Annotated in this window: 6 protein-coding genes; all 6 read right to left on the reverse strand. The window is 45.6% G+C overall.

The annotated features are described in order from the left end of the window. Nucleotides 1-6: 6 nt before the first annotated feature. On the reverse strand, nucleotides 7-1,725 hold the full coding sequence (locus ACYVAA_RS07485; RefSeq protein ID WP_460540087.1) for a polysaccharide lyase: 1,719 nt from the start codon (nucleotides 1,723-1,725) through the stop codon (nucleotides 7-9). 509 nt (nucleotides 1,726-2,234) lie between these two features. Continuing rightward, the gene (locus ACYVAA_RS07490; RefSeq protein ID WP_460540089.1) at nucleotides 2,235-3,932 is read right to left on the reverse strand and encodes a pectate lyase family protein; all 1,698 of its coding nucleotides are present in this window, start codon (nucleotides 3,930-3,932) and stop codon (nucleotides 2,235-2,237) included. A gap of 502 nt (nucleotides 3,933-4,434) precedes the next feature. Beyond that, nucleotides 4,435-6,432 (reverse strand): RagB/SusD family nutrient uptake outer membrane protein, encoded by a 1,998-nt coding sequence (locus tag ACYVAA_RS07495; protein WP_460540091.1) that lies wholly within the window; start codon nucleotides 6,430-6,432, stop codon nucleotides 4,435-4,437. Between the two features lie 31 nt (nucleotides 6,433-6,463). Beyond that, complete coding sequence (locus tag ACYVAA_RS07500) at nucleotides 6,464-9,715, reverse strand: SusC/RagA family TonB-linked outer membrane protein (protein WP_460540093.1); 3,252 nt, start codon at nucleotides 9,713-9,715, stop codon at nucleotides 6,464-6,466. 575 nt (nucleotides 9,716-10,290) lie between these two features. After that, nucleotides 10,291-11,394, reverse strand: a complete 1,104-nt coding sequence (gene pelA / locus ACYVAA_RS07505) for a pectate lyase (RefSeq protein WP_460540095.1) — start codon at nucleotides 11,392-11,394, stop codon at nucleotides 10,291-10,293. After that, a complete protein-coding gene (locus ACYVAA_RS07510; RefSeq protein ID WP_460540097.1) occupies nucleotides 11,391-13,010 on the reverse strand; it encodes a glycoside hydrolase family 28 protein in 1,620 nt (539 codons plus the stop codon). The genes pelA and ACYVAA_RS07510 overlap by 4 nt, the downstream gene beginning before the upstream one ends. Nucleotides 13,011-13,180: the final 170 nt, after the last annotated feature.

Below are 13,180 nucleotides of genomic sequence, written 5' to 3' on the forward strand. Positions count from 1 at the left end.
CTGCCTTTACTGCAACAATCCCCCTTGTTTCTTTGCAAGCTCCAACAAGGTATCCTTATTGTTTTCCCAATCGGTCCAGTCCACTTTTTGCTTGGGATCGATACCGTTGATGTATTTTTCTATATTGGTATAGCCGTCCCCATTAATGTCTTCATTGGCATCGGAAGGATCTTTCGGGTCAAGACCATATTTCTTTTCCCAGGCATCGGACATTCCATCGTTGTCGGTGTCCTTATAGGATTTGCCGGTATATTTTGGATAGCCTCCCACTTGGTCTGGGTGGATGATAATACCCTTTTTGTACGAATCAGCAGGTAGCCTCCGGTTGATAAATTCTTGTCCGATTTCCATCTCCAGCCCATCCGGATAGTTTATTTCCCCTGTTTTCACCTGATGGATGATTCTCTGATCCACCTCATCCCTTTTAGGTAAAATCGCTCCGACATTTTCCAATACAAAATCATAGGCTTCCTGGGTCTTCATAATGTGCAAAGGGGCCATTTCAAAAGGCTTGGACTGCCGCATATAGGCAAAATGCTCTTTCCGCTCTTCAAGATTTAGGTCTCCTGGCTGAACTCCTCCATTCCAGTTATTAGCGGTCACCTCAGGATTACCCTCCACTATATTGCCCTCCACATAGGCGCGACCAAAAGTTTTGGGATCCAAATAGCCGGACTCGGGCTTGATGATCCTATAGCTGATCGGTTCTCCCTTGGGCGTCATCGGTCCCGGTTTATAATAATTGTTGATGATATTGAACAGCGAGCGGTAATCGCCCCCATCCAAAGAACGGTTCCACCAGTTGAACAAAACGTTATTCACAAAAGTGAAATCTCCATACATCCCAATGGAGGGGTTTCTGGAAATATTATTTGCCCAAAGGTTACGGATAAAAGTACTGTTCAGCCCGCCAATGGTACTTCCAAAAGCATGGTTATAGGTATCCAGCCCTTCGGACGAAATGGTATTCTGGATGGTAATATTGGAGGCCGGCAATTTATCCACTTTGGATTTTTCATTGGCCTGGAACATGTTGCGGTACATGGAAATGTTTTCATCCAATCCCCAGCTTACCGAGCAATGGTCGATGATCACATTGCCCATGGCATCGCCACTCAACGCATCATCCCTTCTGGTAACATCCGTGGCACCCCTTCTGAACCGCATATGACGGATGATCACATCATGGGTGTCGATGGCAAAAGTCTCACCGGCCACACAGATTCCATCTCCCGGAGCGGTCTGTCCTGCAATGGTCACATAAGGAGCCCTGAGACTGATGGGCTTTTCCAACTGGATGATACCGGCTACATTGAACACGATGATTCTGGCACCACCGGCTTCACAAGCTTCCCGCAATGTGCCCGGGCCACTGTCTGCCAAGCTGCTCACCACATAAACCTTTCCGCCTCTACCTCCGGGAGTGTAGGCCCCGCCCCCTTCCGCACCGGGAAAGGCTGGGATCTCCGCTTTTACCAGGTCTTTTGGATAGGAAGCCCATCGTAGGTAAGGCCTTCCATCTCTGGCTTCTTTTTCAATGGTAGGATAAATTTTTTCCCATACCTTGTCCAATCTGGCTTCTTCCAAATCCATTACAGAATCGGTTTTTGCCTGTAGAGCTGGCGGGATTTCAGGATATTGTGCAAAGGCCCTGAAACTCAATAGGAGTGAGCATAGTCCCAGTCCTAAGCCTTTTACTAGTATACTTGATTTTTTTAATAACATATTCGGTGTTTTAGGTTTAGGGCTCAGCATGCAACATGCCGATGCATGATGTTAATTTGTTAATGCATTTACAGGGAAAGCACCTGATTGATTGCGCAAATAACCCGATACTTCCCCCAAAACGCTTATGTAAAGTTACTTAGTTAATATAGAGAACCTTCCTGACCTATCCTGCTAAAACCCTAGTATAAAGGATGAAAAGGGAAATTGTAGCACTGAAACGGGATATGTTTTGACTGAGGAAGACTTGAAATTGGGAGATTGAAAAAACTTGTGCGCCGTGGCGCATTGGAAGGTTTCAGGATTGAAAAGTTGGAAGCTTGGAATGTTAAAAAGAAAACCATTAAGGAATTAAGGTAATTAAGCCCCCTAAAAGAGGCTTCATGGCCTTAATCCCTTAATGGTTCAATGCTTAGACAGGCTCAGCAACCAAAGCTTCGACCCTTCGACAGGCTCAGGGACCGAAGCTCAGCCTCCGTTTTCGTTTGGTGGCTGAGCGAAGCCGAAGCCTAGTTTCCCAGACCGTTTTCGGCCAAGGTATCATGGTTATTCGACAGATTTGTCCAATCTACCCTGGAAGATGGACTGATGCCATTGATATACATTTCGATATTGGTATAGCCGTCTCCGTTAAGGTCACCGGTGGCATCCGAAGGGTCCTCCGGGTTTAGGCCATGCTTTTTCTCCCAAGCATCCGGCATACCGTCTTTATCTGCATCTTTGTAGGGCTTGCCCTTATATTCCGGATACCCACCTACTTGGGAAATATCGGTAATGATGCCCATTTTATAAGCATCCTTAGGCAGCCTTCTGTGCTCAAACTGATAATAATCGTCTGGATTAAGCCCTTTTGCATATTCAGGTTTTCCGGTTTTCACCGTTCTGATTACCCTTTCATCCACCGGATCTCTTTTGGGCAAAGTAGCCCCCGCATTTTCCAGCACATGTGCATAAGCCTCATCGGCCTGCATGATCGTCATTTCAGGCTTGGGAAAAGGTGAGTTGGACTTGATTCTAGGGAAGTAATACTTCGCTTCATCCAAAGTCATTTCTCCCTTCTTACCGTTCAGTTGGATTCCGCCTTCCCAGTTGTCGGCAGTTACTTGGGCGTTGCCCTCTACAATATTTCCCGTGATATGGGCTCTTCCCCATACCAAGGTATCCAAGCGGGACAATACGGCATCCGGCCTTAAAATCCTATAAGAGATCGGCTCATCCTTCGGTGTTACCGGTCCCGGTTTATAGTAATTGTTGATGATATTGTACTTGGCCATATAGTCTCCTCCATCGGTAGTCCTATGGCTCCAGTTGAATACCACATTGTTCACGAAGTTGAAAATACCGTTCCAACCAATAGAGGGATTTCTGCCGGCATTATTGGCCCATAGGTTTCTCATAAAAGAGCAGTTCTCCCCACCTAAGGTACTTCCCAAGGAATGGTTATAAGTATCCAAGGCTTCCGAGAAAATACTGTTCTGGATAGTGATGTTCACCGTGCCCCGTTTTACTTCCTTGTAATCTCCTCCCGGGCTGTACATATGGCGATAAATGGACATGTTTTCATCCAGTCCCCAGCTGGCAGAAACGTGGTCGATCATGATATTGCCCACTGGATTACCTCCAATGGCATCATCCCTTCTGCCCACAAAGGTTTCCCCCCTTCTGAACCGCATGTGCCGGATCACCACATCATGCGTATCCACCCAAACGGATTCTCCCGCCACGCAGACCCCATCCCCCGGAGCAGTCTGTCCTGCTATGGTGATATAAGGAGCCCGGATGATCAATGGGGATTTTAGCTTGATGATTCCGGCCACATTGAATACCACTATCCTTGCTCCGCCGGTTTCACAGGCTTCCCTCAAGGTTCCAGGCCCTCGGTCCTCAAGGCTGGTCACCGTGATGACTTTGCCGCCTCTGCCCCCAAAACTGTACATTCCGCCGCCTTCAGCGCCCGGAAAAGCCGGGATATCCGCTTGTGGCAGATCACTCGGACGGAAAGCCCAGGGCACATAGGGCTTGCCTTCTTCCATTTCTTTCAATACAACGGGCCTGGCCTTCTCCCAAGCCTCATCGGAAAGCTTTTGGTTGGCCGACATGATGGAGTCTGACTTCGCCCGCGCCTCCGCCGGTACTTTGGGGTACTGCGCAAAAGCAGAAGCTACTGCTGCCAACCCCACTGCTATGGTTAATAATCCTTTGATCATTTTGGTAATCGTTTGTTTCTATGATGATAGAGTGTATGCTTATAGCCTTCAATTTATTATTTAATCCATTGATTTTGCTCCACTTACTTCTGGACCGGGATAAGTGATGGCTGATTCGGGATGGGAGCTATTTTAGATAAAACCTGTCAGCTTTTTTCTGGACAGGTGAAAGCCTAGTAATAGGCATTTGGCCAATATTCCCGTCTGAATTACCAACGGAAGAGCTTGATAAATCCTAATAAACCATGAAGAAATGAAGGAGCATTCAAGGTTTCTGCGGCCTCTTAATTTCCTTAACACCTTTATGTTTTAAATGGTTATCAGGGGTTAATACAACTCTTAACTTATTTTCTACCGCGGCACAGCTGACGGGACAACTTCAACCAACTTTCGGCTTTAAACTTTGGCCTTGAGCCCCATAACATTTCAACAAAAAAACCTTCCCATCATCGGCTGAACCGACAAGGGAAGGCTTTCATCCAATTAAACCATTCTATCTTTCTTATTCAGCCAAAGGATCAAATGTTCCTTGGCCATTCATACTCGGCCATCCTATGGTCTGCTCCAAATACGGAGATGTACTTAACACGTTCTCATTCAATCCAAAGAAGGTGTATTCAGGATACCAGGTAAAGGTCCAGTTATTATTGGTTGGGTCCAGATCATCCTTGATCCGCACTTCAAAATAATTCTCGTACAGATAATCCAGGTACTGCTCTTCGTTTTCTATGCCGTCAGGGTATTCATCCGGCGCACGGTTAACGATAATGGCATTGCCATCGGCATCTCCGATCAAAGGATCATTTCCTCCGGCATATAGTTCTCCGGCATCATTCTTCACCACCACATAGATTCCTTTTCTTCTCATGCCATCAATAGGCTCAAATCCAAGTCTTGTTGTGGTACCATAGGTATCATCCATCAACAACCATCTTCTCAGGTCCCAGAACCTTCTTCCTTCAAAAGCGAATTCGATTTTCCTTTCAGTAAGCACCTTGGCAAAAGCTTCGTCTCTGCTAAGACCACTTCCAAGTCCAAAAGTACCATCCAAATTCTCTACTCCTGCACGTTCTCTAACTTCCATAATGGCATTCAAGCCTTCTTGAATGTTTCCAATACCGATAGCTGATTCTGCGATATCCAATACCAACTCCGCAAAACGGATCTCCATAATATCAGTACCACTTACAGAAAAGTTGTCTGCACTCGAAGCATTCGGATTGGTGGATTTTCTCATATAGACTCCACTGGCGTTAGCGCCACTTTTCTCGGTAGTATTATTTGGCGTAGCATCTGCGGCGTTTTTAAACCATCTGTAGCTCCAGTGTCTGTAGTTTTCATCTTCTTTATAAGGCCACTGACCTCCGTTGAAAACAAAAGTCTTATAGAATCGGGGATCCCTGTTTTTGTAGAACCGGTTCAAGCTGTAATCATAATTAGGAGACTCTCCTATAGGACGACCGTCAGCCATTGGGAAAGCATCCAATAATTGGATGGTCGGCTCCATTCTTCCGCCTCCCCCAAGGTTTCTTGGTCTACAGGCATTTTCCCAACCATTATTCAACCTTGTTTGATCAGAGGTTCTGTTATTAAACCCATAGATCATGACCGCCTCTGGATTGTCTACTTCCTCAAACCACATGTTCTCCCAAGCCTCTCCATTTTCTAGATTTCCTTTTGCGTAAAGACCGAATCCGTTTGCCTCAAGGATGCTTCTTGCCTCAGTTGCGGCGTCATAAGCATCTTGCCATCTTGATTGATCATCGCTTCTGTTAAATAAAGGGCTGGCATAGGCAACCAATACCCTACTCTTAAAGGCAGCAGCTGCTCCACTGGTAATACGCCCCCAGTCTTCAGACGGCCACTTACCTGGCAATAATTCCATCGCCAAATCCAGGTCTGCTACGATTTGGTCAATACATTCTTTGGCCGAACTTCTAGGTACTTCTGTCTCTTCCGCATCGGCAATGATGGGATTTTGAGGTTCCAAAACCAATGGTACACCACCGTAAAGTTTCACCAAATCCCAATATTGCCAAGCTCTCCAGAAATACATCTGGCCTTTCAGTTCATTCCTCACCTGCTCCGGAAGCCCGTGCTTATCAATCTCTGCCAAGAACAGATTGATCTGCTTCATCCGGGTCCAGGTATTGTTTCGGAGACTTGTACTCATTCGCTCGCCGAAATACTCCAAAGCATGGTCCTCAGTATAAGAAATCTGTGAGTACTCACCGTTGATAGAACTTCTTCCTGGCATCTCATCGGTATTCTTGGCAAACTCAAAGTTCCCAAAAAGATCCCAAATCAAGTTTCTACCATTATTACTTGGTGAGAAGAGATAGTATACATAATCCACATAGGCTTGAGCCATGGAAGGATCTTTAAACACCTCCTCATTCGCTCCTGTGAGATCAGATTTCTCCTCTAAGAAGTCATCATTACAGCCTGTTAGCACTAAAAAGGCCAGTGCTAAACTCCATATATTTTTAATTATTTTCATGTCCGTTCAAAATTTTGGGTTCCAACTAAGCTTACAATGACAGGTTCAGTCCTGCTGAATAGGTTCTCAACACAGGGTAATTTTCCCAAGATCCACCGATCGGGTTTTTATAACCGTAAGGGTTGTAAAAGCTCACCGGGTTTAGTATGGTTAAGAACATTCTGGCATTACTGATTTTCAGCTTATCAGTTACCTGCTTAGGCAGGCTATAACCTACATTGATGTTTCTGACAAACATTCTAAAGCTGTCCACTCTCCAGAATTCAGATCGAGGAGACAAACTGATATCCTCATGTGCCGGATTAGGGAATCTACCATTAGGATTCAACGTCGGATCATAGATATTTCCCCAGTAAGCAGGAACACTCTCAAATGTTCTGCTGATATTTTGATGCATGGCTTTTCTCGCATCATATTCTGACCAGCCTCCCCATGAAGCCGCTAAGACCGCATTTAGAGAGAATCCTTTATATCCCAGTTTGATGGTAGAGCCTATCCCGTGACTGGCATTGCCCTTTTCAAGTTGGATCTGGTCATTTTCATCAATAACACCGTCAGGCCCAGCAAAGGTACCATCTGCTTGAAGCGGACCTCTTACGTCCCTATAGTAAAGCATTCCTGGCTGAAGGTTATCGGAAACTGTTCCGAAAACCTGAGTAATGCCGTACTGCTCTACATACCGGTCAATATCGTCTTGTGTTCTGAACATCCCCAAGTAATCATATCCCCAAGTACCATTGTCCGTAGGCTGTCCAGCACTTGGTCTCCATGGATACATGGAATCTACATCGTTGAAATTGCCCACGATCACTTTGTTATTGGATCTTCCATACCGCAGGTCTACTCCATATCTGAATTCTCCGATATTATCGCTCCATCCCAAACCAAGTTCAAAACCATAATAGTTGATCTCTCCAAAGTTCTCAGCAGCTACAGTACCCCCAACAGTCACAGGAACATTTCCTGTTCTTTCCATTAACTTATTGGTTTCCTTATTGTAATAGGCTTCCACCACAGCAGACAATCGGCTGTCCATAAACCTGGCATCGATACCAAAGTTATTCTTGAACTCATCACTCCAAGTAGCAGCACGGTTGGGAGATCTTTCCATTTTCATCCCTGTAGAAGCTTCTGCATTTCCTCCGAAAACTCCACCTTTTCCATTTTGGAAGGTATATCGTTGTCTCCATCCCCATGCTTTGACCTCATCACGACCCAGCATACCGGCAGAATAACGGAATTTCAAGAAATCGATCCAAGAGGAGTTAAAGAAGTCCTCTTTTGAAATGACCCAACCAGCAGAAAGGGAATAGAACTTACCCCAGTAGTTTTCAGGAGCAAACTTGGTAGAAGCATCCGAACGGAAAAGGAATTCCGCCAAATACTTATCGGCATAGCTATAATTCACCCGGCCTACATAGCCTAAAGAACCTGATTCAGAACCAGTGGTTCTTCCATCAATACCTCCAAAAGCGGTGCTGAACTGTCCGTTGGTAAAGCTGGTAGGCTCCTCTTTCCATACATCTTCTTGGGAAGACTCTGCCTCCGCACGCTCCATACTGAACAAGCCGCTTACACTATGCAGTCCAAAATCATTGGCATAATTTACCGTAAAGTTAGTCTGGGTAGAAAGGAAGTTTTGGTTGGAATAATAAAGCCTGTCACCGTTTCTGTATTCCCGGCTATTTGAAACTTCTGCCCCATCATAAATATGTCCATTGTCCCCAAGACGATCAAATTCATACAAGGTGTATCTGGTTCCCACTTGGGTACCTCTACCTGACCCCATATTTCTACCATAAGCAAGTCTGGCCTTAAGTCCTTTAATAAAAGGAAGCTCATACTCAGCATATAAGTTCACGCTCATATTTTGATCCCTTTGGGTAGCCAGGTTATTCAATTTTTGAATTTCAAAATAATGGTAATCACCGACACGGTTACTTGGCAAATCCACTGGGAAACCGTTTACATAGGCCGGAATATATCTGGGCGACAACAAAAGGTTTCTATAATCATTCTCATCGTTCTCCCCTCCGATTTTATTGAACGTCTTGGTTCTATCGGAATAATAACCAGCCACCTGAAGCCCTGCTTTCAAATTATCCATCACCTCGATGTCTGCTCCCGCTCTGAAGTTCCATCGGTCGTAATCCAAGGTACTTAGGTTACCGTCTTGGGTAAAGTAGGAAGCACTGGCAAAATAACTGGCCTTTTGAGTTCCTCCACTTACGTTCAAATTATGTCTTTGGGTAGACGCCTTAGACCAAGCTTCCTCCAACCAGTCATAATCGATGGTTTTAAAATAATCCAATTCATCCTGTGAAAAGAATCTGTCGTCATCTCCTTCGGTAGCATTTTTGCCATAAGGACCGTTCATGATATTATAATACATGCCGAAATCATAGGCGCTCAGCATCTTTGTCCTATAGGCCTCATCATTGACACCATAAGAACCACTATAGCTGAATCTAGGCTTGCCATCTCTGCCCCTTTTGGTGGTGACAATGATGGCACCGTTGGCACCTCTGGAACCATAAATGGCTGCAGAGGCATCTTTCAAGAAGGAAATGCTTTCTATTTCAGCAGGATCCAAATTATTGAACCTTGAAGCATCGTTGCTTCCATCTGCCCCAATCTGTAAAACTCCATCAATGACATAAAGTGGATCTGTGCCGTTTCCATCTTTTGAAAGGGATTCAGGATTCCTCAATCGGATGGAGGCTTGAGAACCAGGACGGGTATTTCCCCCACTTACTCCTACACCTAACACCCTTCCGGCCAAAGCAGAACTGATATCCCCGGTAGGAAGGTCTTCAATTTCTGAAGCATCCAAGGTTTCAACTGCACCGGTCAAATGGGATTTTTTCATTTCTCCATAACCTACCACTACTACTTCCTCCAAAGAATTGTTGTCCAACACCAAGGAAACATTAATAACAGCTTGGTTACCCACCAAGACTTGCTTCTTTTCAAAACCGATGAAGGAGAACTGAAGGGTAGCTCCCTTTTCTACATCCAAAGCGTATTTACCGTCCACATCGGTTACTGTACCTTTGGTGGTACCTAAAACCGTTACTGTCGCCCCTGGAAGTGGCTCCCCTTCTTCATCCGTAACGGTTCCGCTGATATTCACTCTTGCCTCAGCTTGAACGCTGGGCGTATCAGAGGGCATAAAGTTTTCCGGTGCTGCTGCAAGTAAGGTATCTGGCACAAATACCTGCATGACAAGCCCAGCCAGGCAAAATCTGCCTACTTTGTAAAGGCTGTATAAATTTTTCTTCATAATCATTGGTATTTTGGTTAATTGTTAATGCTGCCCATGGAAGTGGATGTCTCCATTAAACAGTGGTTTTCATTGGGATAAATGTTATTTAGGGTCATGTTTTCATATTGACTAAGACTTCTGTAAACTGACTGATATTCGTTGGTACCATTATTAATCGATTCTTGAACTATCAATGCGCGAGGCACATTATCCGGATTTCATTGGCCAATTTTTCCGGATACCTATTGGAGGCATCTAATGCCTACCTCCAATGCTTTTGTTACATTTCTTTTAAAACTGCAGCTTTCCTTTTTCCATCTGTCCTTGTGCGGACAAGCATGATCACTTGCTTTGATCATTGGGGATGGATTAGTTTGGGGCTGCGCCCGGATAAGCTGCAATCTATTTACTGTCCTTAGTCTAGGGTCGAAACTAATTAGAAGTGATTCCCACAATACTTATGACTTTTGGGTTCTTCTAGTATATACAAAGTTATTTACCTCCTTCTGAAAACTTCCCTGTACTTACCTGCTGAAATAAAAAATAACCGTTCAAATGCCTTTTATATTAAAAAATAAATGTTGCACAAACCCTTATTTCATTTTCGACTTCCATTCGGGATAATTTTGATCAAGTAGTTTTTCTGCATAATTCCCTAAATAGCTGTACCCTACCCTCCTTTCATATTCAATCTCCGCCAAAGCAGCCTTTTTCACCCCATCTCTCCCAACAAAAACCGGTTGCTGTGTATGCAGATCATAAAACCGGGCCCATAAAGGTCCCGCATTTGGATCTTCCACGATCTTCAGATCATAGCCTTTTGGCAAATCGGGATTTTCCTCCCTGACCAATCGTATTCCCTCTATCTTGTGGTCGTTCAACCATGCAATGGCACTTTCTACAGCTTCTATCAGCTCATCATCGGGATCGGGGATGCTCATAAGGTACCTCAAAATCCCCACGCTTTCCGAACCGCTCAAGGTTGGCAGCTCATAGGCCCTGGCTTTGGCAGGTTGATAACTCTCCTTATCATGTTGGGCACACCAAATTGTGCGCTTCCCCTCTATTTTTACCTGGCACTTGAGGATTACCTGAAGCCCTTGATCAATGGCTTCTTTGGCCCTCTCACGCCTGTCTTGATCTACAAATCCATAGGCTTCCTTTCCTTCCGCTATCTCTTTAAGCAAACCCATCACCCCGATCATCGCTCCGTCATTGAAGGTGATATGTTCATAGTATCCCTGACGGATAGGGTAGTATTGGGGCCATCCCCCATTGGCATATTGCGCTTCCAAGAGATAGTCCACCCCTCTTAAAAAAGCGACTTTGTACTTGGTATCATCAGTAGCCTGAAACACTTTGGCCAGGTACCTTAGCTGGGTAAAAGTAGCCCCGTTATCGATCGTGGTCCCCGTTTTTTGGGACCGGGCACGAAGAAGCTCTTCTTTTACTTTTTCGCTCAAGGCTTTCGCCATATCTATATTTTTATACCAGCCGCCATTATCATGCTGGTACAACAGTACATTATCCGCTATCCGTTGGGCCTCCGCACTTCCGTACCAAGTCTCTTCCTGGCGCTGGGCCTGCTTCCATGAAACCGTTTTTTTGGATTGTCCAAAGGCTGAAAAGCAGCCCATCAGGAAAAGGCAGGCGCTCATCAGAAACACATGCGGTCCTATCAGTGTTAGATTTTTCATTGGTGTTGATAAGTAGTGGATGCCCAACCTGCTGGTTTTTCGGGCAATGTTCCTTCAAACTGAATTTTATCGGTTAAATCACCCTTCATTTGGGTAAACACCTGATCTCCTGAAACGTGAAATACAGCATCCTCGAAGATCACCTCCCTGGTGTCCAGGAATTTCATCAGAGAATCCTGGCTGTATACTTCGATATGTTTGAAAGTCAGGTTCTGCGCATCATCGGCATTGAAGAAGCGACGGCTTTCCCTAACGGTTACATTTTCCATATAGAGGTTTTCTAAAGGTGACTCGGGAATTCCATTGATATTGACAAAGGTAGAGGCGGTCTCTACCAGCACGTCTTTGATGGTAATGTCCTTGAACTTCGGGGTCAGCTCGTTGACTTCCCTGAGCGGTTTCCTTTTGGCAAGGTCTCCCACGTAAAGCTCCTGCCCCAGCATGTCCCAGCGGAATGCCGTCTGGCGCAAATTCATCCGCAGACGCTCGTAATAGAGATTTTCACCTCCGCCACCCCTGGGCCTTCTGGTCTTGAAGCGGATACCTACGCCTGTATTATCAAAAACACAATCGTGGATATAAAGATTCTTGATTTTCCCGGCCGTTTCACTGCCTACAGTAATCCCACCATGGCCTTCTTTGGCCAGGCAATAGCGGACCACTACATTTTCGGTCGGTCTATTGACCCGAATCCCATCTTCCCCACGGCCTGCCTTCATGGTGAAGCAATCGTCACCATTATTCAGGGTAGAGTATTCGATCAATACATTTCGGGAGGATTCAATGTCGATGCCATCTCCCCGGGGAATCCCCACGGAATTGACCGTCACCCCACGGATAATCACCCCGTCACAGTAGACAGGCACAATGTTCCAAAAAGCCGTTCTCTCCAAAGTCACCCCTTCGATATATACATTGGTACATTCGGTAGGCGACACAAACATGGGCACGAAGATGGATTCGCCATTATAACCCTCATAAACCCTTTCAGACACCGGCTTATCCACAGGCACAAATTTCTCTGTCACATCCTCGGTCATCATTTGGTCTTTTACCGGCCCTTCTTCCGGTCCGTATAGGGTCCCCTTTCCGGTCAGGGCAATATTATCCTGCTGATAGGCATAAATGCAGGCACCTAAGGACATCACCTCCACGCCTTCATGACGGGTAAAAACAGCCGGCCTGTAATCTTCGAGTTGCCCGCTGAAATGCAGCTCAGCCCCTTCAGCCAGGTGAAGGTTCACATTGCTTTTCAAACTGATTCTGCCGGTTTTCCATTTTCCCGCAGGGACAATCACTTTACCTCCACCTTGGGCGCTGACTTCATCTATCGCCCGCTGGATGATGGAAGTAACCAACTCTCCTTCCTTGGCTCCTTGCTCAGCAATATCCACGGTCCGCTCAGGAAATACCGGTTTCTTGAACTCTGGCATGGCAAAGGGGGCCTTCACCGGGGCAATCTCATCCGGCAAATTGGCCGCACCAACCTGCTCTTTGGTCATCAGGCTGTCCAGTGGAAAATAACTTCTCTCTTCCGCCACCTTTTCTCCCGAACAGGAAGCCCACAGACATGCCAGTATGATATAAAAAACACTTTCCTTCAGGGTCGATTTCATGGTCATTTTGAGTTTAAGAATTTCCAATAAAGCCTTAATTTAAAAGCAATTGGAGGGAAGGCTGTCCTGAGGTATCCTGAGGCTTAGTATTAAGTAGGGAGTCTTGAGTCTTGAGAGAAAAACAGTGAACTCCGGTTGCCAAACCTGTGGTCCCTGAGTTTGGGGCCCCT

The organism is Echinicola sediminis, assembly GCF_054777495.1.

What these genes read in the sequence shown, in the direction of transcription:
- pelA (WP_460540095.1), bottom strand. Translation starts at nt 11,394, where the DNA reads ATGAAAAATCTAACACTGATAGGACCGCATGTGTTTCTGATGAGCGCC.
- ACYVAA_RS07495 (WP_460540091.1), bottom strand. Translation starts at nt 6,432, where the DNA reads ATGAAAATAATTAAAAATATATGGAGTTTAGCACTGGCCTTTTTAGTG.
- ACYVAA_RS07510 (WP_460540097.1), bottom strand. Translation starts at nt 13,010, where the DNA reads ATGAAATCGACCCTGAAGGAAAGTGTTTTTTATATCATACTGGCATGT.
- ACYVAA_RS07500 (WP_460540093.1), bottom strand. Translation starts at nt 9,715, where the DNA reads ATGAAGAAAAATTTATACAGCCTTTACAAAGTAGGCAGATTTTGCCTG.
- ACYVAA_RS07490 (WP_460540089.1), bottom strand. Translation starts at nt 3,932, where the DNA reads ATGATCAAAGGATTATTAACCATAGCAGTGGGGTTGGCAGCAGTAGCT.
- ACYVAA_RS07485 (WP_460540087.1), bottom strand. Translation starts at nt 1,725, where the DNA reads ATGTTATTAAAAAAATCAAGTATACTAGTAAAAGGCTTAGGACTGGGA.